This is a genomic window from Lysobacter sp. 1R34A (genome assembly GCF_051217035.1).
In the GTDB taxonomy this organism is placed as follows: domain Bacteria; phylum Pseudomonadota; class Gammaproteobacteria; order Xanthomonadales; family Xanthomonadaceae; genus Lysobacter.
Map to the genome: position 1 here is coordinate 1 of NZ_JBPKJP010000018.1, position 26380 is coordinate 26380.

General features: G+C 67.7%; 24 protein-coding genes. 16 read left to right on the forward strand and 8 right to left on the reverse strand.

Annotated features, from left to right (window positions below; all coding sequences use genetic code 11):
* The first annotated feature begins 280 nt into the window (after positions 1-280).
* Complete coding sequence (locus ACSAMQ_RS07135) at positions 281-727, forward strand: hypothetical protein (RefSeq protein WP_435394998.1); 447 nt, start codon at positions 281-283, stop codon at positions 725-727.
* Positions 728-768: 41 nt separating this feature from the next.
* On the opposite strand, the gene ACSAMQ_RS07140 is transcribed toward ACSAMQ_RS07135, so the two are convergent.
* Positions 769-966, reverse strand: coding sequence for a hypothetical protein (locus tag ACSAMQ_RS07140; protein ID WP_057917171.1), 198 nt, complete (start codon positions 964-966; stop codon positions 769-771).
* Between the two features lie 267 nt (positions 967-1233).
* Here ACSAMQ_RS07140 and ACSAMQ_RS07145 point away from each other — a divergent pair, with 267 nt between their 5' ends.
* Positions 1234-1695 carry a hypothetical protein gene (locus ACSAMQ_RS07145; protein ID WP_435394999.1) on the forward strand — a complete coding sequence of 154 codons (462 nt, stop codon included), beginning with the start codon at positions 1234-1236 and terminating at the stop codon, positions 1693-1695.
* 850 nt (positions 1696-2545) lie between these two features.
* A complete protein-coding gene (locus ACSAMQ_RS07150) occupies positions 2546-3079 on the forward strand; it encodes an SRPBCC family protein (RefSeq protein ID WP_435395000.1) in 534 nt (177 codons plus the stop codon).
* Positions 3080-3263: 184 nt separating this feature from the next.
* Here ACSAMQ_RS07150 and ACSAMQ_RS07155 read toward each other — a convergent pair whose 3' ends face one another.
* Together ACSAMQ_RS07155 and ACSAMQ_RS07160 are read right to left on the reverse strand one after the other, a co-directional pair.
* The gene (locus ACSAMQ_RS07155) at positions 3264-4679 is read right to left on the reverse strand and encodes a serine hydrolase domain-containing protein (RefSeq protein ID WP_435395001.1); all 1416 of its coding nucleotides are present in this window, start codon (positions 4677-4679) and stop codon (positions 3264-3266) included.
* A 254-nt stretch (positions 4680-4933) separates the two neighbouring features.
* Positions 4934-6526, reverse strand: a complete 1593-nt coding sequence (locus ACSAMQ_RS07160; RefSeq protein ID WP_435395002.1) for a GMC family oxidoreductase — start codon at positions 6524-6526, stop codon at positions 4934-4936.
* A 264-nt stretch (positions 6527-6790) separates the two neighbouring features.
* Here ACSAMQ_RS07160 and ACSAMQ_RS07165 point away from each other — a divergent pair, with 264 nt between their 5' ends.
* The 5 genes from ACSAMQ_RS07165 (at position 6791) to ACSAMQ_RS07185 (ending at position 12425) form a co-directional block, all read left to right on the forward strand.
* Positions 6791-8179 carry an NTP/NDP exchange transporter gene (locus ACSAMQ_RS07165; protein WP_435395003.1) on the forward strand — a complete coding sequence of 463 codons (1389 nt, stop codon included), beginning with the start codon at positions 6791-6793 and terminating at the stop codon, positions 8177-8179.
* Positions 8176-9096, forward strand: a complete 921-nt coding sequence (locus tag ACSAMQ_RS07170) for a metallophosphoesterase (protein WP_435395004.1) — start codon at positions 8176-8178, stop codon at positions 9094-9096. The genes ACSAMQ_RS07165 and ACSAMQ_RS07170 overlap by 4 nt, the downstream gene beginning before the upstream one ends.
* Before the next feature lie 293 nt (positions 9097-9389).
* A complete protein-coding gene (locus ACSAMQ_RS07175; protein ID WP_435395005.1) occupies positions 9390-10730 on the forward strand; it encodes an NTP/NDP exchange transporter in 1341 nt (446 codons plus the stop codon).
* On the forward strand, positions 10727-11878 hold the full coding sequence (locus ACSAMQ_RS07180) for an NAD-dependent epimerase/dehydratase family protein (RefSeq protein WP_435395006.1): 1152 nt from the start codon (positions 10727-10729) through the stop codon (positions 11876-11878). The genes ACSAMQ_RS07175 and ACSAMQ_RS07180 overlap by 4 nt, the downstream gene beginning before the upstream one ends.
* Positions 11879-12074: 196 nt before the next feature.
* Positions 12075-12425, forward strand: a complete 351-nt coding sequence (locus tag ACSAMQ_RS07185; RefSeq protein ID WP_435395007.1) for a DUF1304 domain-containing protein — start codon at positions 12075-12077, stop codon at positions 12423-12425.
* Positions 12426-12477: 52 nt separating this feature from the next.
* On the opposite strand, the gene ACSAMQ_RS07190 is transcribed toward ACSAMQ_RS07185, so the two are convergent.
* Both ACSAMQ_RS07190 and wrbA read right to left on the reverse strand, forming a co-directional pair.
* Positions 12478-12732: a hypothetical protein gene (locus ACSAMQ_RS07190; RefSeq protein ID WP_435395008.1), complete on the reverse strand. Its 255-nt coding sequence runs from the start codon at positions 12730-12732 to the stop codon at positions 12478-12480.
* Between the two features lie 37 nt (positions 12733-12769).
* Positions 12770-13369 (reverse strand): NAD(P)H:quinone oxidoreductase, encoded by a 600-nt coding sequence (wrbA, locus tag ACSAMQ_RS07195; protein ID WP_435395009.1) that lies wholly within the window; start codon positions 13367-13369, stop codon positions 12770-12772.
* Between the two features lie 386 nt (positions 13370-13755).
* Here wrbA and ACSAMQ_RS07200 point away from each other — a divergent pair, with 386 nt between their 5' ends.
* Positions 13756-14931 (forward strand): MFS transporter, encoded by a 1176-nt coding sequence (locus ACSAMQ_RS07200; protein WP_435395010.1) that lies wholly within the window; start codon positions 13756-13758, stop codon positions 14929-14931.
* Positions 14932-15142: 211 nt separating this feature from the next.
* Positions 15143-15478 carry a hypothetical protein gene (locus ACSAMQ_RS07205; RefSeq protein ID WP_435395011.1) on the forward strand — a complete coding sequence of 112 codons (336 nt, stop codon included), beginning with the start codon at positions 15143-15145 and terminating at the stop codon, positions 15476-15478.
* 144 nt (positions 15479-15622) lie between these two features.
* On the opposite strand, the gene ACSAMQ_RS07210 is transcribed toward ACSAMQ_RS07205, so the two are convergent.
* The 3 genes from ACSAMQ_RS07210 to ACSAMQ_RS07220 all read right to left on the reverse strand — a co-directional run bounded on the left by ACSAMQ_RS07210 (position 15623) and on the right by ACSAMQ_RS07220 (position 19321).
* Positions 15623-16027 (reverse strand): hypothetical protein, encoded by a 405-nt coding sequence (locus tag ACSAMQ_RS07210; protein ID WP_435395012.1) that lies wholly within the window; start codon positions 16025-16027, stop codon positions 15623-15625.
* Between the two features lie 79 nt (positions 16028-16106).
* The gene (locus ACSAMQ_RS07215) at positions 16107-16583 is read right to left on the reverse strand and encodes a hotdog fold domain-containing protein (protein WP_435395013.1); all 477 of its coding nucleotides are present in this window, start codon (positions 16581-16583) and stop codon (positions 16107-16109) included.
* A 257-nt stretch (positions 16584-16840) separates the two neighbouring features.
* Positions 16841-19321 carry an acyl-CoA dehydrogenase gene (locus ACSAMQ_RS07220; RefSeq protein ID WP_435395014.1) on the reverse strand — a complete coding sequence of 827 codons (2481 nt, stop codon included), beginning with the start codon at positions 19319-19321 and terminating at the stop codon, positions 16841-16843.
* 349 nt (positions 19322-19670) lie between these two features.
* Here ACSAMQ_RS07220 and ACSAMQ_RS07225 point away from each other — a divergent pair, with 349 nt between their 5' ends.
* The 6 genes from ACSAMQ_RS07225 to ACSAMQ_RS07250 all read left to right on the forward strand — a co-directional run bounded on the left by ACSAMQ_RS07225 (position 19671) and on the right by ACSAMQ_RS07250 (position 26102).
* On the forward strand, positions 19671-20324 hold the full coding sequence (locus ACSAMQ_RS07225) for a TetR/AcrR family transcriptional regulator (protein WP_435395015.1): 654 nt from the start codon (positions 19671-19673) through the stop codon (positions 20322-20324).
* 57 nt (positions 20325-20381) lie between these two features.
* Positions 20382-22187 carry a phosphoenolpyruvate carboxykinase (GTP) gene (locus ACSAMQ_RS07230; protein ID WP_435395016.1) on the forward strand — a complete coding sequence of 602 codons (1806 nt, stop codon included), beginning with the start codon at positions 20382-20384 and terminating at the stop codon, positions 22185-22187.
* Positions 22188-22518: 331 nt separating this feature from the next.
* Positions 22519-23082: an RNA polymerase sigma factor gene (locus tag ACSAMQ_RS07235; RefSeq protein WP_435395017.1), complete on the forward strand. Its 564-nt coding sequence runs from the start codon at positions 22519-22521 to the stop codon at positions 23080-23082.
* On the forward strand, positions 23079-23684 hold the full coding sequence (locus tag ACSAMQ_RS07240) for a hypothetical protein (RefSeq protein WP_435395018.1): 606 nt from the start codon (positions 23079-23081) through the stop codon (positions 23682-23684). Before ACSAMQ_RS07235 ends, ACSAMQ_RS07240 begins: the two co-directional genes overlap by 4 nt.
* Positions 23685-23702: 18 nt before the next feature.
* Complete coding sequence (locus ACSAMQ_RS07245) at positions 23703-24665, forward strand: DUF4097 family beta strand repeat-containing protein (protein ID WP_435395019.1); 963 nt, start codon at positions 23703-23705, stop codon at positions 24663-24665.
* Between the two features lie 174 nt (positions 24666-24839).
* Entirely contained in the window at positions 24840-26102 is a 1263-nt protein-coding gene (locus ACSAMQ_RS07250; protein WP_435395020.1) for an aspartyl/asparaginyl beta-hydroxylase domain-containing protein, read from the forward strand.
* Positions 26103-26380 lie beyond the last annotated feature (278 nt).

The following is a 26380-nucleotide window of genomic DNA, read 5'->3' on the forward strand; positions in this document are numbered from 1 at the left end:
GGCGAGCCAGACGCGACCGGTGCGGCGCTCCGCGATGCGACGCGCGGAGGCGCGCGCGAACGGCGCGCTCGGCGCCGCAGTGCAGAAAACAAGCGGTTTTTTGCGTGCCGGCGAATCTCCGAGGCAGGCGGGCGACAGCGTCGGCGAACGCCGGGCGCGCTGACGGGGACGGTCTTCGCCGGCTTCGGAAAACGCTTTCCAGTTCGCCGCGTTCGTGCCGCGTCGAGGCGCGAGCGCGGCGACTCCGGCAGACGGACGGTCGTCGCCGCGCGTGCCGGCGTTGCCGTTCGTCGGCGCCGCCGAGGCGCAGACACACATGCTCGGCGACGTCGTCCGTCGCCGTCGTTCGCCGTCGTTCGACCGAGCGCGTCGTCGCGTCGGCGCGCTTCTCGTTCCGTCGAACGGTGGCCGAGCGCCGCTCGAGGCCGAAAACGGTTCGCGCAGTTTCGCGCAATTCGGCTTGTGCGACGCGAAATCGGCGGCCGCCGCGGAGCGGAATTTTTTCTTCCGGATTCGCCTTCGAAGATCGCCTTCGACAGCCTTGCGCGACCGTGCGCGTTATCGAAAAAACTCCGCGCGAAAAAACATCGCATCGCCGAAACCCGCGCCACGCTTGGGTTTCAGCGATGTCGAAAGAAACCCGTCGCGAATCGACCGGATGCGTGCGCGCGTATTCGACGAACGAGCGCGCGACCGACGCCGCCGCCGCCGGGGCGGGCGGACCTGAAAAAAAATAGGCTCGGTTGTTGACAGTATGAAAAAGCGTGATTAGGTTTCGCCCAGCAGACGTTTCCTGCAGACGAGAGTGAGAAAACCCAGCGCGACAACATGCAGCACAAAACGGACCTCCGCCCGGACAGTCAAAACGGTGGACGCAGGATTCGCTTCCTCTGCAGAAATGTTGACCGCACTCTCTTCGCCGATGACATCCAAAACCCAGATGACATCGTTGGCGTCCTGTTCCATGCAACCTGGTTCGCGTTCGGCGGGCCGGGTTTTTGTTTGGCCGCGCCCCTTTGCGGCCCCCTCCGTCCGCCTTCCGGGCGGACGCGCCATCGGTCCCGCCGCGCCTGCGGCCGGATGCGATCCCCGATCCGTTCCGGCGCGCAGTGCGCGTCGGCGGTTGCACGCGGGTCCGACTCCCGCGGCTCTGTCTTCACAGAGTCCCTTTCCACTGGGCTTACCGCACCACCACTGATCAATCCCTGATCACCACTGACGAGGAGCCATCACATGGCCGTTAAGAAAGCTGCTAAGAAGTCCGCCGCCAAGAAGGCGACGAAGAAGGCTGTCAAGAAAACTGGCGCGAAGAAGGTTGCCAAGAAGGCCACCAAGAAGACCGCCAAGAAGGCAGCCAAGAAGACCGTGAAGAAGGCCGCCAAGAAGACCGCACGCAAGGCCACCAAGAAGACGGCCAAGAAGACTGCGAAGAAGGCGACCAAGAAGACTGCTAAGAAGACCGCCAAGAAGGCAGCCAAGAAGGCGACCAAGAAGACCGCCAAGAAGGCTGTGAAGAAGGCCGCCAAGAAGACCGCCAAGAAGGCGGCTAAGAAGGCCACCAAGAAGACCGCCAAGAAGGCGACCAAGAAGACTGCTAAGAAGGCCGCCAAGAAGGCCCCGAAGAAGGCTGCCAAGAAGGCCCGCAAGTCCAAGGCTGCAGCTGCGTTGCCGGCCACCCCGGCTCCGCTGATCTAAATAAGAAAAACCCCGATTAAGCCGTAATCAAGCTCTCTCCCCGCAGCCCAGGCGGGGAGAGAGTTTTTTTATGGGGTGAGCAAAGGCGCTCGCGAGCCACTGGCTCGCGCCTTTGCGAACGCCCGAGCGCTGTGCGCGAGGGCCGGGCGAGCGAAAGGCTCCCCGCCATCGGCTCGCGCCTTTGCGAACGCCCGAGCGCTGTGCGCGAGGGCCGGGCGAGCGAAAGACTCCCAGCCACTGGCTCGCGCCTTTGCGAACGCCCGAGCGCTGTGCGCGAGGGCCGGGCGAGCAAAGACTCCCAGCCACTGGCTCGCGCCTTTGCGAACGCCCGAGCGCTGTGCGCGAGGGCCGGGCGGGCGATAGGCTCCCAGCCACCGGCTCGCGCCTTTGCGAACGCCCGAGCGCTGTGCGCGAGGGCTGGGTGAGCGAAAGACTTCCAGCCACCGCCTCGCGCATCCATGGACGCCAGAGCGCTGCTCGCGCTGGCCGGGCCGCAGAAGAGTTCAGCGCCATGCCTTATGACTCTCTGGAGTCGGCCTTCGCGGAATCAGGCCGTGAGGGCGGTGCGGCGGTCCCGCTCCAGCCGTCCGGACTAGCGATGACGGCTGCCCTCCCGGGCGAGCCACGACAGGCCGGCTCGGGCGCCACCAGCCCTCCATCAGACTCCCGACTCCCGACTCCCGACTCCCAAGTCCCAAGTCCCAAGTCCCAAGTCCCGAGTCCCGAGTCCCGAGTCCCGAGTCCCGACTTCCGATCCCGCGCGCCTCTCGTCGGCGAACCCGCGGCCGCCGCTTCGGGCCGTCGCGACAGCGGTTAGGATCGGGCCTGGTCCTAAGCCCGGGGGAGCGCCATGAAAGCCTTGCTGAAGGGATTGCTGTATCTCGTCGTACTGCTCGCTCTGGTGTTCGTGGCCGGAGGCTTCCTGTTGCCCGACAAGACTCATGTCGAACGATCCATCGTGGTCGATCGGCCGCCCGGCGAGGTCCACGCCATGCTCGATTCCTACAAGCGCTTCAACGAGTGGTCGCCGTGGTACGAACTGGAGCCGACCGCGAAGTACGTCTTCAGCGGGCCCGAGTCCGGCGTCGGCGCCTCGCTGGCCTGGGAAGGCGCGAAGGTCGGCAAGGGCAGTCAACGCATCGCCGAGTCGGTGCCGCAGCAGAAGGTCGTCAACGCGCTCGACTTCGACGGCACTCAGGCGGTCGGCACCTTCGACCTCAAGGCCGAAGGCGACGGCACCCGCGTGACCTGGTCGCTCGACAGCGCGCACGGCAACAACCTGGTCTCGCGCTGGTTCGGCCTGGTTCTCGACAGGATGGTCGGCAAGGATTACGACAAGGGCCTGGCCAAGCTCAAGCGGGTGCTCGAAGAACAGCCGCGCTGACGGGATGCCGCGCTGCGCGGCGAGGGGATTGCGCAGCGGCCGTATCGGACCGCGTCGGCGGATTGAAACCCGGCCGGTCGTCCCGCTTGAATCCAGCGGGACCCCAGTTCAAACGAAACGGGCCGCGGCAATGCCGCGGCCCGTCCGGTTTCCGTCCACCGGTCGAGCCGGCGTGGCGCCCGCCTCAGCGCGGTGCGGCGGTCGCTTTCTGCGCGTTGCTGCCGTTGGGATCGCGCGGCTGGGCCGGGTTGGATTCGGCCGCGTACAGGCCCGGGTCGTCGAAGCCGACGTCGAGCCAACGTTCCGGCGGCAGGCCGATCGCGCGATCGAGCATAGTCGGCAGCAGGCCGGTCGGCAGACCGCTTTCGCTATTCCACAGCAGGGCGATGCCGAGGTCGCGTTCGGGCAGCAGCGCCACCACGCCGCGATAGCCCTGCACGGCGCCGGCATGGAACACCATGCGATGGCCGGCGTAGTCGTAGACGCGCCAGCCGAGCGCGTAGCCGGCCGAACTCAGGCGCTGGCGGCGCCAGCTCGAACCGCGGATCTCGGTCGGCGTGTCGACCAGGGGCTGGTGCAAGGTCGCCAGCAGGGGCAGCGGCAGCACGTCGGGGCGGTGGCCGGTCTGGGCGATCAGCCACTGCGCCATGTCGCTGGCGCTGGCGTTGACGCCGGCGGCCGGCGGCAACTGGTAATAGGTCGGCTTCGGCGTCAGCGACACCCAGCTGCCGCGGCCGCGCACGTGCGGCTTGGCCCAGCGCGCGCTGGCGGTGATGCCTTCCAGGCCGAGGCTGGCGTCGTTCATGCCGAGCGGCTTGAACAGGCGGCGCTGCACTTCCTGGCTGTAGAAGTCGCCGGTCGCGGCGAACACGACGTCGCCGATCAGGCTGAAGGCGATGTTCTGGTAGCCGTAGCAGGTGCCCGGCTGGCAGGTCATCGGCGCATACGCCAGCTTCTGGGTCAGCACGCGGTAGTCGGCGTAGTTCTCCAGGTCGCGGTCGTAGGTGTTGTGGGTCAGGCCGACGCGATGGCTCAGCAGGTCGGCGACGGTGATCTGGCGCGCCGCGCTCGGATCGACCAACTGGAAGCTGGGCATGTAGTCGACCAGCTTGCTGTCCCAGCGCAGGGTGCCGTCGTTGACGAGCAGGCCGGTCAGGGTGCCGGCGAAGCTCTTCGACAACGAGGCCAGGCGGAACACGGTGTGGCCGTCGATCGGCTCGGCGTTGCGTACGTCGGTGATGCCGTAGCCGCGCGCGCTCAGCACCTGGCCGTTGTGCACGACCGCCATGGCCATGCCGGGAATGCGCTGGTCGGCGACCAGTTGTTGCGCCATCGCCTCGAACTGGCGGATGTCGAAACCGGCGGCGAGCGGCAGCGCGCGGCCGTTCGGATTCTGCGCCGGCATCAGGCGTTGGCCCGGCGCGAGCGTGCCGTCGACGCCTTGCGCGCGCGCGACCGGCGCCTGCGGTTGCGGACTCTGCCAGCGCAGCGAGGTTTGTGCGGTCGAACCCAGGGTCAAGGTCAACAGGGCAGCGAGCGTGCCCAGGCGCCAGGGATTGAGTGACCGCCGGGGCGAGCCCGGATGCTTGTCGTGTTTCATCGGTCGCAGCGCCTGCGTGAGCCGGGTTGCAACGATTCTAGCGCCGATCTCAGGGAATTGGACAACAAGCGCATTCAGGATTCTGATTTTTCAGGCATTAATGGCCCGAATGAATGGGCCAGCGCGGACCTGGTTCAGTAATCGCCCGAGCAGGCGACCGACGGCCGCGGCGGTCCGGTTGCAGGCCGCCGCGCTCGCGTCGCGGCGGCCCGATCGCTGCTCGATCGGCGCTCGGCCGGGCGCGCCCGCCCGGCTCAGATCCGCCCGCTGATCAGGTCCGAGGCGCGCTCGGCGATCATCATCGTCGGCGCATTGGTGTTGCCGCCGATCAGGCTCGGCATGACCGAGGCGTCGACCACGCGCAAGCCCGCCACCCCGCGCACGCGCAGTTGCGAGTCGACCACCGAGGCCGGGTCGTCGCCCATGCGGCAGGTGCCGACCGGGTGGTAGACGCTCTCGGCCTTGGCGCGGACGAACTCGACCAGCTCGGCATCGCTGAGGTCGTCGCGGGCCGGGAAGATCGGCGCGCCGCGATACGGGTCGAAGGCCTTCTGCGCGAACACGGTGCGCGAGAGCTTCGCGCACTCGAGCATCATCTTCAGGTCGAAGCCTTCCGGGTCGCTCAGGTAATTGGCTTCGATGCGCGCCTTGTCGCCGGCGCTGGCGCTGGCCAGGCCGATGCGGCCGCGGCTGCGCGGACGCAGGAAGCAGGCGTGGGCGGTGTAGCCGTCGCCGGGCAGGCGATGACGGCCGTGGTCGTCGAGCATCGCCGGCACGAAATGCATCTGGATGTCGGGGCGCTGGTCGGGCGCCAGCGGCGAGCGCACGAAGGCGCCGGCTTCGGCGATGTTGCTGCTGCCCGGGCCGCTGTGGCCGCGCAGGTAATAGTCGAAGGCGATGCGCAGGTCGCTGAGGCGGTCGTAGGTCACCCGCCGGGTCGAGTGCTGCAGGGTGCAGATGTCGAGATGATCCTGCAGGTTCTGCCCGACCTGCGGCGCGTCGTGCAGCACCTCGATGCCGTGACGGCGCAGCTCTTCGGCCGGGCCGATGCCCGACAGCATCAGCAACTGCGGCGAATTGATCGCGCCGCCGCTCAACAGCACTTCGCGCGCGGCGTGCTGGTGATAGGCGCGGCCGCCGACGCTGTAGGTCACGCCGGTGGCGCGGCCGCGTTCGATGGTGATGCGGCTGACCAGGGCGCCGGTGACGACGTGCAGGTTGTGGCGTTCGCGCGCCGGGTCGAGGTAGGCGACCGCGCTCGAACAGCGCGCGCCGTTCTTCTGGGTCACCTGGTACAGGCCGAAGCCTTCCTGCTGCGGGCCGTTGAAGTCCGGGTTCGCGGCGAAGCCGGCCTGTTGCCCGGCTTCGATGAACACGCCCGACAGCGGATTGGTATAGCGCAGGTCGGAGACGTAGAGCGGCCCCAGGCTGCCGTGCAGCGGGCTGTCGCCCCGGCTGTTGCGCTCGGAACGGCGGAAATAGGGCAGCACGTCGTTCCAGCTCCAGCCGCTGGCGCCGGCCGCGGCCCAGCCGTCGTAGTCGCCGGGCACGCCGCGGATGTAGCACATGGCGTTGATCGAGCTGGAACCGCCGAGCACCTTGCCGCGCGGCCACCACAGCACCCGCTGATTGAGCTGCGCTTCCGGCGCGGTGTCGTAATTCCAGTTCACGCCTTTCTTGCCGACCAGCTTGGCCAGCCCGGCGGGCATATGGATGAAGGGGTGGCGGTCGCGCGGACCGGCTTCGATCAACAGCACCCGGGCGTCGGGATCTTCGCTGAGGCGGTTGGCCAGCACGCAGCCGGCCGAACCGGCGCCGACGATGATGTAGTCGAACTCTTGGGGCATTCTCGGGCTGCTCTGCATCGGTCGCTTTACCGTGCGGCGAACGTAAGCGCCAAAACTAGAGCATATGCTCCCAATCGCGACGCCGATGCCGCCGGACGCGGCGCTGGCGGTGCGCGACGCCTTGGGCTACCGTGCCGGCAACGAGCGGGGCGGGCGCTTCACGGCGCCGCCAGCGGCGACCAGACCAGACCGGGCCCGGCCCGGCGGCGCGCCGTCGACCCGCACCATCGTCGGCACCGCCGGCAGTCCCAATGGAGCGACGGAATGTCGGCAGTCCAAGGCGCCAGCCTGCAGACCGGGCGCGTCCACAGCGGGGAGTGGCGCGCGGTCGCGTTCTCGCTGGCGTACTTCTTCTGCGTGCTGACCGCCTATTACGTGATCCGCCCGGTCCGCGACCAGCTCAGCGGCGCGGTCGGCTCGACCCAATTGCCCTGGTTCTACGCGGCGACCTTCCTGGCGACTCTGGCGCTGACGCCGGTGTTCTCGGCCCTGGTCTCGCGCTACCCGCGCCGGATCGTGGTGCCGCTGGTGTACGGCTTCTTCATCGCCTGCCTGATCGGCTTCGTGCCCTTGTTCGGCGCCCATGGCGTGCTCAGCCCGCGCGCGCTCGGTACCGTGTTCTTCGTCTGGATCAGCGTCTTCAATCTGTTCGTGGTGTCGGTGTTCTGGAGCTTCATGACCGACATCTGGAGCGAAGGCCAGGCTCGGCGCCTGTTCCCGCTGATCGCGGTCGCCGGCACGCTCGGTTCGCTGGCGGGGCCGGCGCTGACCCGGCTGCTGGTCGGGGCGATCGGGGTGGCGCCGCTGTTGATGGTCTCGGCCGGCCTGCTCGGCCTAGCGCTGGTGTTCGTGGCCCTGCTCGGGCACTGGGCGCGCATCCACGGCACCCGCCGCTTCGAAGCCTCGCACGAATCGGCGATCGGCGGCGGCATGCTCGACGGCCTCAAGCAGGTGTTCGCCAATCCGTTCATGCGCTCGATGGCGGTCCTGCTGTTGCTCGGCGACTGGATCGGCACGGTCAACTACGGCTTGGTGGTGGACTACTCGAAGGCGACCTTTGTCGACGCGGTCGCACGCACGCGCTTCGCCGCCGATCTGGACCTGATGACCAACATGATCGCGCTGGCGGCGCAGTTGCTGCTGACGCCGTGGCTGCTGGCGCGGCGCGGCGCGGCGGTGGTGATCGGGGTGTGGTCGGTGGTGACGGTGTCGATCCTGTCGCTGGTCGCGCTGGTCGCCGACCCGCACGCGCCGCTGACCCAATTGTTCCCTGGCTACGGCGCGCTGGTCGCGATGCTGCCGCAGGGCCTGGCGGCGATGCTGCTGCCGATGCCGGCGGTGGCGATGGCGCTGGTGATCAGCCGCGGGCTCGCCTACGGCATGGTCGGTCCGGCCCGCGAAAGTCTGTTCAGCAGCGCCGCGCGCACCCTGCGCTATAAGGGCAAGAACGCGGTCGACACCGCCGCCTGGCGTTTCGGCGACGTCGCCGTGGCGACCACGATGGTCGGCCTGCGCAGCGTTGGTGTCGGCGTCGCCGGCCTGGCCGGCATCAGCGCCGCGGTCGCCGCCGGCGCCGGCTTGATCGGCTGGAACGTCGCGCGCTGGGTGCAGCGCGGCGGCGCGTCCGAAACCCAGGAGAGTTCCAAGGCATGAAACGCGGTTGGCGGCCCTGGCCGCGACAGTTGTGGCTGCAGCGCCTGTTCGTCGGCGTGGTGCTGTGCGGGCTCGGATGTTTCGCCTGGGGCTTTTTCTGGGAGCCGCGGCAGCTGGTCGAGCGCGACTACGCGTTTCGTCTGCCGCACTGGTCGCGCGACTGCGAAGGCCTGCGCGTCGACGTCATCGCCGACCTGCACACCGGCTCGCCGCACAACGGCCTCGACCGGCTCGACCGCATCGTCGAGCGGCTGGTCGCGAGCGACGCACAGGCGGTGATGATGGCCGGGGACTATGTGATCCTCAGCGTGCTCGGCGGCACCTATGTGTCGGCCGAGCAGATGGCGCCGCACTTGCGGCCCCTGACCCGGCGCAAGCCGGTCTACGCGGTGCTCGGCAACCACGACTGGTGGAAGGACGGCGTACGGGTGCGCGCCGCGTTGGAATCGGCCGGCGTGATCGTGCTCGAAGACCAGGCGCAGGCGGTGCAGCTCGGCGCTTGCCGGGTGTGGATGGTCGGCATCGGCGACAAATGGGAGGCCGCTCACGACATCGACCGCGCCTTCGCCGGCGTCACCGACGATGCGCCGGTGCTGGCCCTGACCCACAACCCCGATCTGTTTCCCGACATCCCGCCGCGCGCCTCGCTGACCGTGGCCGGGCACACCCACGGCGGCCAGGTGCGCCTGCCGTGGATAGGCACCCCGGTGCTGCCCGCCGACCAGCGCTACGCCGGCGGCTATCTGATCGAACACGGCAAGTCCCTGTTCGTCTCGACCGGCATCGGCACCAGCATCCTGCCGGTGCGTTTCGGCGTGCCGCCGGAGATTTCGCGCTTGACCCTGCGGGCGGCGGCGCGCCCGGCGAGTACGGGCATCGGTCGGGCGGCTGCGGAAGCCGGCGCCCAATCGCGCTGAGGAGCGCAGGTTCGCGCGACTCGGTCGCTGTGCCGCCGCCGACCGTAGGCCAGAAGTGGGTGTGACCATCCGCAGAGGCCGGCCCGGCGCCGCGCTGGATAAGGTGGGCGAGGGCGAATCAGGAGGCGCAGCATGCGCGGTGCGGATCGGTACGACGCGGCTCGGCGCGGCGCGGCTCAGTGCAGGGCCGACCGACGCAATCCTGCCCGGTCCGGTGTGCATCGCTCGAACGCCGACCGGCGCGGCGCCGCTCGTTATGTCGCGATGCCGCGTGCGCCGCATGGGAGCGCGCGATGAAGGCTGCGCCGAAAGCCGCGGCGAATGCGCCACTGTGGTGGTCGCTGCTGTATTTCTTCTGCCTGCTCTGCGGCTATTACGTGCTGCGCCCGGTGCGCGATGCGATGGGCGCCTCGGCCGATGCGGCTACGGTGTTTCCGCAGGCGATGATCGCCTGGGCGCAGGCGCACGGCCTGGAGCTGAAAGACTTCGTGCTGCAGCTGTTGTTCACCTGCACTTTCGTGACGATGTTGGCCTTGCAGCCGGTCTACGGCGCCCTGGTCGCGCGGTTTCCGCGGCGGGTGTTCCTGCCGGTGGTGTACGTGCTGTTCATCGCCTGCCTGCTGGCCTTCCACTGGGCCTTCAATGCCGGGGTGCCGGGGCGGGGCATGGTGTTCTTCGTCTGGACCGCGGTGTTCAACCTGTTCGCGGTAACGGTGTTCTGGAGTTACATGGCCGACGTGTTCGACGACGCGCAGGCGCGTCGCCTGTACGGCTATATCGGCGCCGGCGGCACCGCCGGGGCGGTGCTCGGTCCGATCCTGACCCAATGGCTGGTGCAACCGCTCGGCGTGGCCAATCTGCTGCTGGTCTCGGTGGCGTTCCTGTCGGTCTGCGTGCTGTGCATCGTGCGGCTACGGCCGTGGGCGATCCGGCGCGAGCGCGAGCACGGGCTCGCCAGCGGCGAGGGCGCGATGGGCGGCTCGATCTGGGCCGGCCTGCGGCTGGTCTGGCAGCGGCCGGTGCTGCGGGCGATGGCGGTCACCCTGTTCTTCAGCGTCGGCGCGGCGACCCTGCTCTACAACCAGCAGGCGGCGATCGCACGCGAGTTCTATCCGAGCGCCGAGGCCGCTACGCGTTACTTCGCCCGCATCGACAGCGCGGTCAACCTGCTCGCGATCCTGACCCAGTTGCTGCTGACCCGCTGGCTGTTGAATCGCCACGGCGTCGCTCCGGCCTTGTTGATGCCGGGCCTGACCCTGCTGCTCGGTTTCGGCGTGCTGCTGGCCTCGCCGTTGCCGGTGATGGTCGCGATCGTGCAGGTGCTGCAGCGCGCAGGCGAATTCGCCCTGGCCAAGCCCGCGCGCGAGACCTTGTACACCCGCGTCGACCGGCCCTCGCGCTACAAGGGCAAGGCGGTGATCGACACCGCGGTGTTCCGCGGCACCGACCTGGCTTTCGTCTGGATCCACAAGGGCCTGGCCGTGTTCGGCACCCAGGCGGTGTTCGCCGCCGGCGTGCTCGCCGCCGCCGGCATGACCGTGAGCGCCTGGAGCATCGTGCGCGCCCAACGCGGCCTGCCGGGGGCGGCCTCGAATCTTCCCACCGACATCCGATCTCTACGAGGTGAAGCATGAAAACCAGTCGTCGCGATTTCCTGGCCGCGGGCGCCGCCGGCGCCGGCCTGCTCGCCTTGCCCTCGTTCGGGCGCAGCCTGCGCAAACCGGCGCCGTTGAAGTTGCTGGTGCTCGGCGGTACCGGCTTTCTGGGCCCGCACTTCGTCGAAATCGCGCGCAAGCACGGCCACACCCTGACCCTGTTCAATCGCGGCAAAACCAATCCCGGCAAGTTCTCCGGCGAGCAGTTCAGCGATATCGAGCAATTGCACGGCGATCGCAAGACCGACATGAAGGCGCTGGAAGGCGAGCGCCGGTGGGACGCGGTGCTCGACACCTCGGCGTATCTGCCGGCGGACGTGACGCGCTCGGCCAAGTTGCTCGCGCCGCGGGTCAAGCAGTACGTGCTGGTGTCGACGATTTCGGTCTACGCCAAGAACGACGTACCCAGCGACGAGAATTCGCCGCTTGCGGTGCTGGCCGATCCGAACGTCACCGAGGTCACCGGCGAAACCTACGGCGGCCTCAAGGCCTTGTGCGAGCAGGCCGCCGAGCGCGAACTGCCCAAGCGCACCACCGTGGTCCGGCCGGGCCTGATCGTCGGCCCCGGCGACACCACCGACCGTTTCACTTACTGGCCGGCGCGCGCCGACCGCGGCGGCGAGATTCTGGCGCCGGGCAGTGCCGAAGACCCGACCCAGTTCATCGACGTGCGCGACCTGGCGGCCTTCTTGCTGGGGACGATCGAACGCGGCCATTTCGGTATTTATAACGCCGACGGCGCGCCGGGCGCGCTGACCATGGGCGCGGTGCTGGCCGAATCGCAGCGCGCGGCCAAGGCGAAGTCGACGGTCACCTGGGTGCCGGCGGACTTCCTCGAAACGCAGAAAGTGTCGCCCTGGCAGGACATGCCGGCGTGGATTCCGGCGCGGGGCGAATACGCCGGCTTCGGCCGCACCTCGGTGGCGAGGGCGCGCGCGGCCGGTCTGAGCTATCGGCCGCTGGCCGAGACCGTGCGCGACACGCTCGCATATTGGCAGGGCCTGCCGGCCGAACGCCGCGCCAAGCCCAAGGCCGGAATCGCGCCGCAACGCGAGGCCGAGGTGTTGAAGGCCTGGCACGCGAGTGCGGAGGCGGCGAAAGGGAGGGGGCAGGAGCAGGAGAAGTGAGTGCGGAGGAGTGAGAGCGGAGTAGTGAACACGGAAGAGTGAGAAATGAGCGAAAGCCGGAAGCCCGAGGCTTTACTCGTTCCTAATCCCTAGTTCCTAATTACTAGTTCCTCCCCTCACCCCTCACCTCTCACTCCTCACTCCCCAACTCTCGTATCCTGGAGCCCCGATACCCGCCATACCTAGGAGCCAGCCGATGCACTGGACCGCCGTCGCCCTGATCGTCGTGGTCGCGCTGCTGCACCTGTATTTCATGGTGCTGGAGATGTTCCTGTGGACCCGGCCGCTGGGGCTCAAGGTGTTCCGGCAGAGCCTGGAGAAGGCCGAGCAGTCGAAAGTGCTGGCCGCGAACCAGGGCCTGTACAACGGCTTCCTCGCCGCCGGCCTGATCTGGTCGCTGATATGCACGCGGCAGGACGTCGCGCTGTTCTTCCTGGCCTGCGTCGTGATCGCCGGCGTCTACGGTGCGGCCACGGTTAGCCGCAAGATCTTCTTCATCCAGGCGCTGCCGGCTCTGCTGGGCTTTTTGGCGGTGTGGCTGCACTGAGCGCGTTCGCTGTCCGCACCCGGTAGAGCCGGCCCTGACCATGCAGGCCCTGCTAAGGCAGGCTCCTGCATCCACGGCCTCGGCGGCGCAGGATCGAGTCGCCCGCGGCGAGCCGCTTGAGCAAGCGGGCTTCGTCGAGCACGACGAACTCGTCGATGTCCTGGCCTTCGCGCTCGTCCGCGCCCAGGCCGTCCCGTTCTCCACGATCGAGCACGCCGTCGTCGGCGAGCTCGCTGAGGCTGTGCGGCGGCAAGGGCAGGGGTTGTTCGTCGACGATGACGTAGGCGCTGTACAAAGCAGCCGCCAATTACGTCCCACTGCCGGCGCGTGGCCGGCGCCGCCGCTCAACCGTGCAGTTTCTTCGCGACCTCGGCGACCTCGCGGCCCTGGTAGCGCGCCGCATCGAGTTCGTTGTCGCTGGGCTGGCGCGAGCCATCGCTGCCGGCGATGGTGGTGCTGCCGTAAGGCGCACCGCCGGTGACCTCGTCCAGGCGCGTCTGCCCCGGAAAGCCGTAATTGAGGCCGACGATCACCATGCCGAAATGCAGCAGGTTGGTGATGATCGAGAACAAGGTGGTCTCCTGGCCGCCGTGCTGGGTCGCGGTCGAGGTGAAGGCGGCGCCGACCTTGCCGTGCAACACGCCCGAGGCCCACAGGCCGCCGGCTTGGTCGAGAAAATTCGCCATCTGCGACGACATGCGGCCGAAGCGCGTGCCGGTGCCGACGATGATCGCGTCGTAGTCGGCCAGTTCGGCGATCTTGGCGATCGGCGCCTGCTGGTCGAGCTTGTAGTGCGACTTGCGCGCGATCTCGTCCGGCACCAGTTCGGGCACGCGCTTGATGTCGACCTGCGCGCCGGCCTCGCGGGCGCCTTCGGCGACGGCCTGCGCCATCGTCTCGATGTGGCCGTAAGCCGAGTAATACAGCACCAGGATCTTCGCCATGGCCTTACCCTCTCGTCGAGTAGGCCATCGAGCCTAGGACGGTGAAGTTCCAGGCCGCGTGAGGATGCGATGGCACGGCGTGACGGCGGTCGTGCCGAGCGTGCGACGCAGACCGTACAGCCTGCCGCATCGCGCGCTCACCGACTAGACCGCGATCCGGGATGGACAGTCCCGAATCGCGGTAAATTCGCCAACCCGCGCAGCGGCGCGGCCTGCGCCCATCGTTCGCCGTCCGGAACGATGAAATCATCGCGATGCGGTTTATCCGCCCTTCGCGATTTTCTAGATTGACCGCATGCGCCGCATCGGCGCGCCGCGATTCTTCCCTCATCTTCCACCCCGGCCCGATCGTTCCGGCCGCGGCGTGTCCGTCCCTGGAGTCCGTCGTGCTACTGCCTCTCCTATTACTGTCGGCGGCCGGTTTCACCGTGCTGACGACCGAATTCATCCTGGTCGGCCTGTTGCCGTCGCTGGCGCGCGATCTTGGCGTCAGCGTGTCGCAGGCCGGCCTGCTGGTGACCTTGTTCGCCTTCGCGGTCGCCGCCAGCGGCCCGTTCCTGACCGCGTACTTCTCGCGCTTCGAGCGCAAGCGTTTGTTCATCGTGGTGCTGCTGTTGTTTGCGGCCTCGAACGCGGTCGCGGCGATGGCGCCGAATCTCGGGGTGATGGCGTTCGCGCGCCTGATTCCGGCGCTGGGCGTGCCGGTGTTCTGGGCGCTGGCCAGCGAAACCGCGGTCGACCTGGCCGGCCAGGAACGCGCCGGCCGCGCGATCTCGGTGATTTCCTTCGGCGTGATCTGCGCCACCGTGATCGGCGTGCCGACCGGCACCCTGATCGCCGACGCCTTCGGCTGGCGCGCGGCTTTCGTCGCGCTGTCGATCGCTTCCTTGTTGAAGGCGACCCTGCTGTTCGTGTTCCTGCCGGACAGCCGCATGGACAAGCCGCAGGTGAAGCTGAGCCAGCAGTTCCGGGTGCTGCGCGATCCGCGCGTGAGCGGGCACGTGCTGCTGTCGGTGCTGCTGTTCACCGGCATGTTCACCGCCTACACCTACCTGGCCGACATGTTCGAGCGCCTGGCCGGCTTCAACGGTTCGGTGGTCGGCTGGGCGCTGATGGCGTTCGGCGCGGTCGGCCTGATCGGCAACACCCTTGGCGGCCGCATCGTCGACCGCAACCCGCTCGCCGCCTCGATGATCTTCAGCGTGCCGATGGCGCTCGGCCTGGTGCTGGTGGTGCCGTCGATCCACTCGCTGCCGCTGTTCGCCGCGACCCTGGCGCTGTGGGGCGTGACCCAGGCCGCCTTGTTCCCGGTCAGTCACGTGCGGGTGATGAAGTCCGCGCCCGAGGCGCCGGCGTTCGCCGCGTCCTTGAACATCTCCGGCGCCAACCTCGGCATCGGCGTCGGCGCCATCGTCGGCGGCCGGGTCATCGACGCGATCGGCGTCGGCGGCCTCGGCTATGCCGCCGCGGCGATCGTGGGGGTGTCGGTGCTGGTGGGTGTCGTGCTCATGTCGGCCGGCGAGCGGCCTGAACCGGTCGAAGCAGTGGATTGCACAAGTTGAGCGGGAGGCGCCACGCCGGTTCGCCTGGGCGAATCGCGCGGGCCACATCATGACGGTCGCTCATATCAGAAAGCCAAAACGGGTAGGTGCCGCCGGCAGCCAGTTGAAAAGTAGCTCTGACCCCGTTTTCGCCGGTCCGGAACCACCCAGGTCGTTACGGAGCAGAACGGTAAGATAGTCGTCGCAGTCAATCCGTATGGCGGAAAAAATAATGAGCGAGCGAGATGGAGTGCTTGATGATGTGATGAGAAAAATAGATAAATGTATGCTCGATTTTAATTATCTCGAACTGGCGCAAGACATTTGGGATGCTTCGAGGGAAATGGTTGCGCAGGAAGATAAAGTGTTTAGAGAGTACCTTCAGTGGCTGGAGGGAAACCTGGATACTTTTGTGCATATTGATGCGCCGCGCGACGCGTTGAATTCATTTTTGAGCAAGCAAAGGGAGTTGTTGCGCATGGCCATGCGGGACGTCGATGTGCTGGAATCCGCGCATTGGAAAGGGGCGATCGAATATGTGGAGGACAAGAACAGCAGCCAGGCATAGCGTCAACGACGCTTGAGGCGGAGTTGACTTGCGATTGTGCGCAAGGCTCCTTTCTGCGCTCCTCGGCGAAGATTGTTATCCCCAGAACGCAGTATCGACTGTCGTATGCGCGACGATATTGAATGTGTTGAAGCTACGGAATCGTCACTCGCACTCAGTGTGCAAGCACGTCGCCAGCAACAAAGGCATAACGAAGATCGCAGCGCCCAGCACGAACAGCGCAGTCAACACATGAATCATCGGCCGGTTGATCCGCAGGAACACGAACTGCTCGATGGTGCGGCCGACCCAGAACAACGACATGCCGCCCAGCACCGCGCGGCCCAGCGCGGTGCTCAGCAGTTCGTCGGTATAGAAGAAGCACAGGGTGGCGATGCCGAGCAGGACGTAGATCAGGCGCAGATTGAGAATCTGCAGGATCGCGCGGTCGGCGACGGTGGCGCTCTGCAGGCTGCGGCGCCAGCCGAACAGTTTCCAGAACGCCATGTGGAAGACGGCGAAGGCCAGGCTGTGCAGGCCGCCGAGCCAAATCCAGGCATTTGCGCTCATGAGGGGGGCTCCCGATGCGGATTGTTTTCGGTGGGATGCTACGCCGGGCACCGGCTGTAGGCTGTGCGGGGAGCGCGAATCAGCTGCGCTTGGGTTTGGGCGAGACGCGCATGTCGATGCGGGCGCGGAACACCGCATCGCCGGCGGGGTCGGTAACGACGACGTCGACCGGCAGATCATAGGCGCTCGCCGACTCGACGATGGGCGCCGCCGGGGTGGCGACGGCGCGTACCTGGCCGACTGCCTTCTTGAGGTATTCCACGCTCATGCCGACCGGGATCCAGCGCATCGAGCGCGGGATGCTGACGTCGGTCATGACGCCACCGGTGAGTTCGGCGAGGTTGCACATGGCGATCGCGTGGACGGTGCCGAGGTGGTTGGTGACCTTGCGGCGATGACGCATGGTCGCGCTGCAGCGGCCGGACTCGAGCGACTCGAAGCGCGGCGAGATGCTGGCGAAGTAGGGCGCGTTCCAGCAGATGGCGCGCGAGAACAGCCAGTGGCCGGCCGGCCAGCGGGTCATCTTCTTGTACAGGGACAGGACGTCGGTGCTCATGGGCGGTGGCCGTCGTTGATGGTTGAGTGCGAGGGGTGCTTTTGGACCGTCATCCCCGCGCAGGCGGAGACCCAGGGGGGCTTTACCGCGACATCGCTCCGAAGTCTCTGGATCCCGCCTCCGCGGGGATGACGGCAGCAGCAGGCGCAATGCGGGGAGGGCATCGAAAGCCGAGTGTCGGATGCCCGAAACCAAAACGGCGGACCCGAGGGCCCGCCGTTTCGTTCAAGCGTCGTATCGCATGCGCGGTCGCCGGGTCAGGCCGCGGCGCGGGCGTCGCCGTGGTCGGCTTCGTGCTGCGCCTTGTAGCCGGCCGAACGCAGCTCGGCGGCGTCGAAGTCGTCGACGCTGATCGCGTCGATGGTCATCTCGCGCAGCTCTTCCAGTTGCTTGCGTTCCTCGGCGGTGATCCAACCTTCGCGCACCCCCTCGTCGAGCTGGCTCGGGAAGTCCAGCGCTTCGATGTCGCTGTTCTTGAGCGCCTTGAGGAACTTGCGCTCGACCGGTTCGGCCAGGATGACCTTCTGCAGATAGCTGTTGATGCGGCCGGCCGGGTTGTTCTCGCAGGGGGTGATGAACAGACCCTCGGCGAGGCGGTCGCGCGCATCGTTCGGCGACATCAACAAGGACGCGGCGCGGTGGCCGAGGCGGTCGCTCGGCGCCTGGGCGCGGCGGCCCCAGGGGAAGATCAGCGCCCACAGCAGCCAGCCGACCGGACGGATCGGGAAGTTGCGCAGCGCGCCCGACAGTGCCAGTTCGATCTTGTGCACGGCATCGTGGAAGGCCCAGGCCAGCAGCGGCTGGTCGCCGGCCGGACGGCCCTGGTCTTCGTAACGCTTGAGCATGCTGCTGGCGATGTAGAGCTGGCTCAGCACGTCGCCGAGGCGGCCCGACAGCGACTCCTTGAACTTGAGCTTGCCGCCGAGCAGCAGCATCGAGGTATCGGCCATCACCGCCAAGGTCGCCGAATAACGGTTGAGCTTGCGGTAGTAGCGGCGGGTGTAGGCGTCGCCCGGGGCCGCGCCGATGCGCGCCGCGGTCAGGCCGTACCACCAGCTGCGCACCGCGTTGGAGATGGCGAAGCCGATGTGGCCGAACAGGTTCTTGTCGAATTCGCGCAGGCGCTCGGTTTCGTCGGGCAGCATCGCCGCCTTCATTTCCTTGAGCACCCACGGGTGGCACAGGATCGCGCCCTGGCCGAAGATCATCAGCGAGCGCGTCATGATGTTCGCGCCTTCCACCGTGATCATGATCGGCAGCGCCTGCCAGTTGCGGCCGGCGTAATTCTTCGGCCCGAGGATGATGCCCTTGCCGCCGTGGATGTCCATGACGTCCTTGGCGACTTCGCGGGCCATCTCGGTGCAGTGGTACTTGGCGATGGTCGACGGCACCGCCGGGTTTTCGCCGCGCGCGACCGCCGCGGCAGTGGCCTGGGACAGCGCGCTGACCGCGAAGGCGTGGCCGGCGATGCGCGCCAGCGCTTCCTCGACGCCTTCGAAGCGGCCGACCGACAGGCCGAACTGCTTGCGGATGCGGGCGTAGGCGCCGGTGACGATGGCGCCCATCTTGGCGCCGCCGCTGCCCGAGGAGGGCAGGGTGATCGAGCGGCCGATCGAGAGGCATTCGACCAACATCTGCCAGCCCTTGCCGGCGTAGGCTTCGCCGCCGATGAGCTGGCTCAGCGGAATGAAGACGTCCTTGCCGCGGATCGGGCCGTTCTGGAAGGTGCAGTTGAGCGGGAAGTGGCGACGGCCGACTTCGACGCCGGCGGTGTCGCGCGGCAGCAGCGCCAGGGTGATGCCGATGTCGCGCTTGTCGCCGATCAGGCCGTCCGGGTCGTACATGCGGAAGGCCAGGCCGATCAGGGTCGCGACCGGGGCCAGGGTGATGTAGCGCTTGTCGAAGGTCAGCTTGACGCCGACCACGCGCGCGCCGTTCCAGTCGCCCATGGTGACGATGCCGAAGTCCGGGATCGAGGTCGCGTCCGAACCGGCCCAGGGACCGGTCAGGCCGAAGCAGGGGACCTCGCGGCCGTCGGCGAGGCGCGGCAGGTAGTGATCTTTCTGTTCCTGGGTGCCGTAGTGCATCAGCAACTCGGCCGGGCCGAGCGAGTTCGGCACGCCGACGGTCGAGCTGACCACGCTGGAGACCGAGGCGAGCTTCTGGATCACCTTGTGGTTGGCCAGCGCGGTGAAGCCCAGGCCGCCGTATTCTTTCGGGATGTTGAGGCCGAAGAACTTGTTCTTCTTGATGTAGCCCCAAAGCTCCGGCGACAGATCGGCATCGACGTGGGTGATCTGCCAATCGTTGGTCATCTTGCACAGCTCTTCGACCGGGCCGTCGAGGAAGGCTTGTTCCTCGGCGCTCAGCACCGGCTTGGGCTGCGACAGCAACTGCTGCCAGTCGGGCTTGCCCGAGAACAGCTCGCCTTCGAACCCGACCGTGCCGGCTTCGAGCGCGGTGCGTTCGGTTTCCGACAGCGGCGGCAGGATCTTGGTGTAGAAGCCGAGCAGCGGCTTGGTGATCAACGGCAGGCGGATCGCCGGCACCAGCAGCGGCACCGCGATCAGCGCGACCAGGGCCGCGGCGAGGATGGTCGCGACCGGGTTGGCGCCCAGCAGATAACAGCCCACCAGCACCGTCGCGGTCAGCGCGGCCCAGACCGGCAGGCGCAGGCGGTGATAGGCGGCGATGGCGCCGACCAGAAGGAAGGCAAGGAAGGGGATCGCGATACTCATGGCGGCGCTCCGGAGGATGCGGCTAAGACTCAAGCTAATGGGGCACGTGTGACGTCAATGCGGAAACCGATGCTCTCCAGGTCGGCAGACCATCGGCATTCAAACGCTGGCATCAAACGCTTAACATACGGCCGAGTATGGAATCGCCGTTTCGAGCTGTCAACCGAGGAGCCGGGGTTCGGATCGGAGACTCGGGATTACAGGACGCGCCTGATGGCAGAGTCGATTTCTTGCGGGGCAAATCCGGGCTCTTGCTGTACCGATCCCGAATCCCGAATACCCAAGCCGGTCGCTTTTTGCTGCACTGCGTACTGTTCCCGACCGTGGCGTATGGTTAAACTTGTCATCCATGAACCAGCCTGCCTCGAACAAGTCCGAGCCGAAGCTCGACACCCCGCCCGCCGTCTCGGCCGCCGACGCCAAGCCGGAGGCCAAGCCTGAGCGCAGCGGCCGCCTCAGCGCCGACGACTGGGCCCAGGCGGCCCTCGACCTGATCGCCGAACAAGGCGTCGCGGCAGTGGCGGTCGAACCGCTCGCGCGCCGGCTCGGCGTCACCAAGGGCAGCTTCTACTGGCACTTCCCTTCGCGCGATGCCTTGCTCGTCGCCGCGCTGGAGCGCTGGGAAAAAGTCGAACAGGAAACCGTGTTCGGCCAGCTCGAGCCGATTCCCGATCCGCGCCAGCGCCTGCGTTCGCTGTTCCACCTCGTCGCCCACGAGGTCAAGTCGCACATCATCTATTCCGAGTTGCTCAAGGCGCTGGACCATCCCGCCGTGCAGCCGGTGATCGGGCGCGTCTCCGAACGCCGCCTCGATTACCTCACCGCGTCCTTCCGCCAGGCCGGCCTCAGCCGTACCGATGCCCAACATCGCGCGCGCCTGCTCTACGCCGCCTATGTCGGCTTCCTGCAACTGAACCTGCAGTTGCACCAGACCCGCATGCAACACGACGAATTCGAGGCCTATGTCGAGCACATGATGGCCACGCTGATTCCTTCGTCATGAGCCTTGTTTCCGCTTGATTCGCTTTTTTTCCCGTTCCCCCGGCTGGAGAGCAATGCCGTGAATGCCAATTTGAAAGACGCCGCCCCCGCGACTGCCGTGCCGGGGAGCGCGGGCAGCCTGCTGGTCGCACTCAACGAATGGGTCGCGCAAGTCGCCGCGCTGACCCGTCCCGACAAGATCCACTGGTGCGACGGCAGCGATGCCGAATACGACGCCCTGGTCGCGCAGATGCTGGCCGACGGCACCCTCGAAACGCTGAACCAGGACACGCACCCGGGCAGCTATCTGCACCGCTCGCATCCCGACGACGTGGCCCGGGTCGAGCACCTGACCTTCGTCTGCACCAACGATCGCGAAGACGCCGGCCCGAACAATCACTGGATGGCGCCGGCGCAGGCGCACGCCAAGATGGACGCGCTGTTCGACGGCTGCATGCGCGGCCGCACCCTGTACGTGATTCCGTACTGCATGGGCCCGATCGACTCGCCGCTGGCACGTTGCGGCGTGGAAATCACCGACTCGCCGTACGTGGTCGCCAACATGCGCGTGATGACCCGCATGGGCGCACAGGCGCTGGCCCGCATCGAGCGCGAAGGCAGCTTCGTGCGCGGCCTGCACTCGATCGGCGAGCTCGATCCCGAACGCCGTTTCATCATGCATTTTCCCGACGAGCTGGCGATCAAATCGTTCGGTTCGGGCTACGGCGGCAACGCCCTGCTCGGCAAGAAGTGCCACGCGCTGCGCATCGCTTCGCACCAAGCGCGCAACGAAGGCTGGCTCGCCGAGCACATGCTGATCGTCGGCATCGAGAACCCGCTCGGCGAGACCCATTACGTCGCCGCCGCGTTCCCGTCGGCCTGCGGCAAGACCAACCTGGCCATGCTGATTCCGCCGGAAGGCTACCGCCACGCCGGCTGGAAGGTGTGGACGGTCGGCGACGACATCTGCTGGATGCGCCCCGGCGCCGACGGCCGCTTGTACGCGATCAATCCCGAAGCCGGTTATTTCGGCGTCGCCCCGGGCACCTCGGCCAAGTCGAACCCGAACGCGCTCAAGTCGATCCAGAGCAACACCATCTTCACCAACGTCGGCGTGACCGCCGACGGCCAGCCGTGGTGGGAGGGGCTCGACGATGGGCGGACTCCGGTCACCGACTGGCGCGGCAACGCCTACGATGCCGCCAAGGGCCCGGCCGCGCATCCGAACGCCCGCTTCACCGTGTCGGCCAAGCAGTGCCCGAGCTACTCCCCGGAAGCGGAGAACCCCGCCGGCGTGCCGATCTCGGCGATCGTGTTCGGCGGTCGCCGCGCCTCGCTGGTGCCGCTGGTGTTCGAGGCGCGCGACTGGACCCACGGCGTGCTGGTCGGCGCCGCGATGGGCTCGGAAACCACCGCCGCCGCGACCGGCGCGGTCGGCGTGATGCGCCGCGACCCGATGGCGATGAAGCCGTTCTGCGGCTACAACTTCGCCGACTACTTCAGCCACTGGCTGTCGTTCGACCGCGACGGCGCGCAGCTGCCGAAGATCTTCCACGTCAACTGGTTCCGCAAGGGCGACGACGGCAAATTCCTGTGGCCGGGCTTCGGCGACAACCTGCGCGTGATCGAGTGGATGATCGGCCGGGTCAAGGGCGAAGCCGGCGCCACCGAGACGCCGATCGGCTACCTGCCGGATGCGCAGGACCTCAACCTGGCCGGAGTGAGCCTCAGCGACGAGGCCTACGCCAAGCTGTTCGGCTTCGACCACGCCGGTTGGACCGCCGAGTTCGACAGCATCGGCGAGTACCTGCGCGAATACGGCCCGCGCATGCCGCAGGCCCTGCACGACGAGCAGCAGCGGATCGCGGCGGTGCTCAAGGGCTGAGCTGTAGCTTTTTAGGAACGAGTGGAGAGGAACGAGTAACGAGTGGGCCGCAGTCGGGCCTGCACGGGGCTCGTTCCTCTTTCGTTTCCGGCCCAGTCGCCGGCGACCTACGCCGGGGCTGGAGAGGGGCCGGTCGCGACACCTCTCGTTCCTGATCTCTAGTTCCTGCCTCGTATCGGCTTCCCCGCCGGCGAGCTTCCGCCGGGCGAGGGAGCGGGCCGGTCGCGACCCCTCTCGTTCCTCTCCACTCTTCCCGATCCACCGCCTGCCCTTAAACCCTGAGCCCCGACCCCGCATCGGACTCAGTATGCTGACCGCCGTGAACGACCACATGCCAGACACCGCAGCCCCGATCGAAGTCGACGACGACCGGGCCTTGGTCGCCGCCGCCGCGGCCGGCGGCGTCGCCGCCTTCGAAGCGCTGTATCGCCGCCACGCCGGCCGGGTCCACGGCGTGATCGCCCGGCTGGTCGGTTACCACGGCGCCCGCGCCGAGGACCTTACCCAGGAAGCCTTCGTCCGCGCCTGGCAGGCGCTGCCGAACTTCCGCTTCGAATCGGCGTTCGGCACCTGGCTGCACCGGCTGGCGGTCAACACCGCCCTGATGGAGCTGCGCGGACGGCGCAGCCGGCCGTTCGAGGACAGCGACGAGGAGGCGTTCGAACTGATCGGCAGCGCCGACTCGGCCGGCCATGTGATGGCCTTGTCGATGGATCTCGAGCGCGCCGTCGCTACCCTGCCGCCCCGCGCCCGTGCCGTGCTGGTGCTGTACGACGTCGAAGGCTGGAAGCATGAGGAGATCGCCGCCGAACTCGGCATGGCGGTCGGCAGTTCCAAAGCACAGTTGCATCGCGCCCGCAGTCTGCTGCGGACGCGCCTTGGAGAGCAGGCATGAGCGACCACAACCGAATCCCCGAAGCGAACACTCCGGAAGGCGAGCTGCCCGACGCCTTGCGCTGGCAGTTGCGTGCGCTGCGCCGGGATGCGCCGCCGACCCGCGATCTGTGGCCCGCCATCGCCGCGCGTCTGGTCGAGCAGGCACCGTCGGTCGCCGCGCAAACGCCGGCCGCCGCCGACGGGAGGCAAGCCGGCGCGCCGGTGACCGCGCTGCGCCCGCGCGAACGGACCCGCCACCGTTGGATGGCGCCGCTCGCGCTGGCGGCCAGCGTGGCGGCATTGGCGATCGGCATCGCCGGGCAGTACCGCGCCGAGCCCGGGTCGTCGCCGTCGGTCGCCGCTCAGCCCAGCGCGCCTGCGAGCCTGATGCAACGCGAAGCCGACGGCATGACCCGGCAATACCAGGCGGCGATCCGCGAGATCGGCCCGGCCACCGAGCGGGCGAAGGCGATGCAGCCGGCGTTCGACGAACTCGACCGCAATGCCGCGCTGATCCTCGATGCGCTCGCCCACGACCCCGATTCGCGGCTGTTGCTCGAGCAACTGCGCCGCACCTATGCCCGTCGCCTCGCGCTCGCACAGCGCGTGGTCTACACCTGATCCACGGAGGACGCCACGATGACCACCGCTCACCCCCAGTACCGCAGCGCTCTCCGCAATCGCCGCCATGCCGTTCCCGTACTCGCCCTGCTGGCGTGGGCGCTGGTCGCGGCGTTGCCGGCCTGCGCCGCGACGCCGATCAATCAGACCCGTCCGCTCAACCCCCTGGGCAGCATCGAGATCGACAACGTCAAAGGCCTCATCCAGGTCCGCGCCTGGGACCGCTCCGAGGTCAAGATCGAGGGCAGCCTCGGTGAAGGCGTCGAGAAGCTCGAGATCGAAGGCGACCGCGAGCACCTGTCGATCAAGGTCCGCTATCCCAACCGCGGCAGCGGCATGGGCTTCCTGGTCGGTGGCGACAACAGCGAGCCGACCGAGCTGCGCCTGATGGTGCCGCTGCAGGCCAAGCTCGAGATCGATGCGGTCTCGGCCACCGTCGACGTCAACGGCGTCGCGCCGCGCGACCTCAGCATCGACAGCGTCAGCGGCGACGTGGTCGTCGCCGCGGCCCCTCGCGAAGCTGAGATCGAAAGCGTCAGCGGCGACCTGCGCCTGACCCTCAACAGCCCGAAGGTTTCGGCCCAGACGGTCAGCGGCGACCTCAGCCTGCGCGGACGGCTCAACGGCGAGGTCGACATCGAGACGGTGTCCGGAAAGGTCGACGTGACCACCCGCGAGTCGCGCCTGACCAAGCTGTCGGGCAATTCGGTGTCCGGCGACCTGCGCGTGGCTGGCGCCCTGGCCGACGGCGGCGAGATTTCGCTGGAAACGGTCAGCGGCGACGTCCGCCTGTCGCTGCCGCGCGCGCTGTCGGCGAGCGTGCGCGGACAGAGTTTCAGCGGCGACCTCAGCGCGCCCGACGTGCAGATCGTCCGGCCGAAGCACGGCCCGGGTTCGAGCTTCGAGCACCGCTACGGCAGCGGCAGTGGGTCGATCAAGATCGAGACCTTCTCCGGCGACGCGGCCCTGGAGCTGAACTGATTACCGCAGGCGCGCGGGGGGCTGGCCCGGCGCGCAGGCCGCAACCGCGGCCGCTCTGGGCGGCGCAACGCCGCCGGTGTATGTTCCTCGCCTAGGCGCGCCCGGCGCGCCATCGATGCAGTGTCGATCGCGCCCCGGGCGCGATCGCAGATCCGTCCGGCGAGGGAAGCGGTCTTGAACGAACAGGTCAGTCAACTGGTCCAGGCCGCCGGCCTGGCCTCGCGCGCAGGCCGCTGGCAGGAAGCCGAAGCGCTGTGGAGCCAGGTACGCAACCTCGCGCCGCAGCATCCGCAGGCGCTGTACAGCCTCGGCATCCACGCCCTGCAGCGCGGCGACACCCGCGGCGCGGTCGAGCTGCTGCAGGCCGCGCATCGCGCCGCGCCGAACGACCCGATGATCCTGCTCTCGATCGGCATGGTCCAGCGCGAACGCGGCGATGTTGCCGCCGAGTGGGAGGCGATCAGCGCCGCGCTCGTGGCCGATCCGTATTTCCTGGCCGGGCTGCTGGCCAAGGCGGCGTTTCTCGAACGCACCGGCAAGGCGCGGGCGGCGGCCCAGGCCTATCGCAATGCGCTGACCGTCGCGCCGCCGGAGCCGCATTGGCCGGACATGCTGAAGACCCAATTGCTCCATGCCAAGAGCAAGGTCCAGCAACACTCCGACGAATTCAGCGAATTTCTCGCCCACCGCGTCGGCGGCCCGCGCGCCGCGCTCGAGGCCGGCGTGCTCGGCCGCTGGGACGAGGCCGCCTCGATCATGGTCGGGCGCAGCAAGCCCTATCACTCCGACTGCAACCAGCTGTGCATACCGCGGCTGCCGGCGATCCCGTTCCACGACCGCGCGCAGTTTCCCTGGGTGCGCGAACTGGAAGCGCGCACCTACGAGATCCAGCGCGAAATGCGCGAGGTGCTGCGCAACGAGCAGGCCGAGTTCACGCCCTACATCGAGTACCAGCCCGGCGATCCGGTCAACCAGTGGCAGGAACTCAACCACTCGCGGCGCTGGAGCACCTACAAGCTGTGGAGCTACGCCCAGCCGGTGCACGAACACCTGGCGCTGTGTCCGCAGACCCGCGCCGCGCTGGAAGCGGTGGAGATGGCCCAGATCGCCGACGTTTGCCCGAACGCGATGTTCTCTGCGCTGGCGCCGCACACTCACATCCCGCCGCATCATGGCGAGACCAACGCGCGCCTGGTCGTGCACCTGCCGCTGATCGTGCCCGAGCGCTGCAGTTACCGGGTCGGTTTCGAGCGGCGCGAATGGAAGGTCGGCGAAGTGCTGATCTTCGACGACTCGATCGAACACGAAGCGCGCAACGACAGCGACGAACTGCGCGTGGTGCTGATCTTCGACGTATGGAACCCGCTGCTGTCGCTGGCCGAACGCGACATGGTCGACGCGATGATGCGCGCGCACCGGGATTTTCTGGCGGGTTGAGGGGCGCCGCCGCAGGGTAGGGCGTTGGGGTCGTTGTAGGTTCCGGCTGGGCCGCTGTTCCAGCTTCAGGCCTTACCTATCCGCAGTTTCTAGTCCTAGCTTCAGTTCTGACGCCGACCCCGACCCAGACCCCGATCCCGGCGCTGGCCTTGGCTTGGTGGTGGTTGTTGCTGTGCGTAGCCAGGCATTCGCGAAGGCCATAGAAGACCCGGAGGGCGGCCCGCAGGGATGCGCGCCGTTTTTCATCGGGACAGGGATGTCCCGTATGAAAAAGCCCC

What these genes read in the sequence shown, in the direction of transcription:
- ACSAMQ_RS07215 (WP_435395013.1), bottom strand. Translation starts at nt 16,583, where the DNA reads ATGAGCACCGACGTCCTGTCCCTGTACAAGAAGATGACCCGCTGGCCG.
- ACSAMQ_RS07185 (WP_435395007.1), top strand. Translation starts at nt 12,075, where the DNA reads ATGCACTGGACCGCCGTCGCCCTGATCGTCGTGGTCGCGCTGCTGCAC.
- ACSAMQ_RS07225 (WP_435395015.1), top strand. Translation starts at nt 19,671, where the DNA reads ATGAACCAGCCTGCCTCGAACAAGTCCGAGCCGAAGCTCGACACCCCG.
- ACSAMQ_RS07240 (WP_435395018.1), top strand. Translation starts at nt 23,079, where the DNA reads ATGAGCGACCACAACCGAATCCCCGAAGCGAACACTCCGGAAGGCGAG.
- ACSAMQ_RS07245 (WP_435395019.1), top strand. Translation starts at nt 23,703, where the DNA reads ATGACCACCGCTCACCCCCAGTACCGCAGCGCTCTCCGCAATCGCCGC.
- ACSAMQ_RS07220 (WP_435395014.1), bottom strand. Translation starts at nt 19,321, where the DNA reads ATGAGTATCGCGATCCCCTTCCTTGCCTTCCTTCTGGTCGGCGCCATC.
- ACSAMQ_RS07150 (WP_435395000.1), top strand. Translation starts at nt 2,546, where the DNA reads ATGAAAGCCTTGCTGAAGGGATTGCTGTATCTCGTCGTACTGCTCGCT.
- ACSAMQ_RS07170 (WP_435395004.1), top strand. Translation starts at nt 8,176, where the DNA reads ATGAAACGCGGTTGGCGGCCCTGGCCGCGACAGTTGTGGCTGCAGCGC.
- ACSAMQ_RS07180 (WP_435395006.1), top strand. Translation starts at nt 10,727, where the DNA reads ATGAAAACCAGTCGTCGCGATTTCCTGGCCGCGGGCGCCGCCGGCGCC.
- ACSAMQ_RS07160 (WP_435395002.1), bottom strand. Translation starts at nt 6,526, where the DNA reads ATGCCCCAAGAGTTCGACTACATCATCGTCGGCGCCGGTTCGGCCGGC.
- ACSAMQ_RS07145 (WP_435394999.1), top strand. Translation starts at nt 1,234, where the DNA reads ATGGCCGTTAAGAAAGCTGCTAAGAAGTCCGCCGCCAAGAAGGCGACG.
- ACSAMQ_RS07140 (WP_057917171.1), bottom strand. Translation starts at nt 966, where the DNA reads ATGGAACAGGACGCCAACGATGTCATCTGGGTTTTGGATGTCATCGGC.
- ACSAMQ_RS07165 (WP_435395003.1), top strand. Translation starts at nt 6,791, where the DNA reads ATGTCGGCAGTCCAAGGCGCCAGCCTGCAGACCGGGCGCGTCCACAGC.
- ACSAMQ_RS07205 (WP_435395011.1), top strand. Translation starts at nt 15,143, where the DNA reads ATGAGCGAGCGAGATGGAGTGCTTGATGATGTGATGAGAAAAATAGAT.
- ACSAMQ_RS07210 (WP_435395012.1), bottom strand. Translation starts at nt 16,027, where the DNA reads ATGAGCGCAAATGCCTGGATTTGGCTCGGCGGCCTGCACAGCCTGGCC.
- ACSAMQ_RS07235 (WP_435395017.1), top strand. Translation starts at nt 22,519, where the DNA reads ATGCCAGACACCGCAGCCCCGATCGAAGTCGACGACGACCGGGCCTTG.
- wrbA (WP_435395009.1), bottom strand. Translation starts at nt 13,369, where the DNA reads ATGGCGAAGATCCTGGTGCTGTATTACTCGGCTTACGGCCACATCGAG.
- ACSAMQ_RS07175 (WP_435395005.1), top strand. Translation starts at nt 9,390, where the DNA reads ATGAAGGCTGCGCCGAAAGCCGCGGCGAATGCGCCACTGTGGTGGTCG.
- ACSAMQ_RS07155 (WP_435395001.1), bottom strand. Translation starts at nt 4,679, where the DNA reads ATGAAACACGACAAGCATCCGGGCTCGCCCCGGCGGTCACTCAATCCC.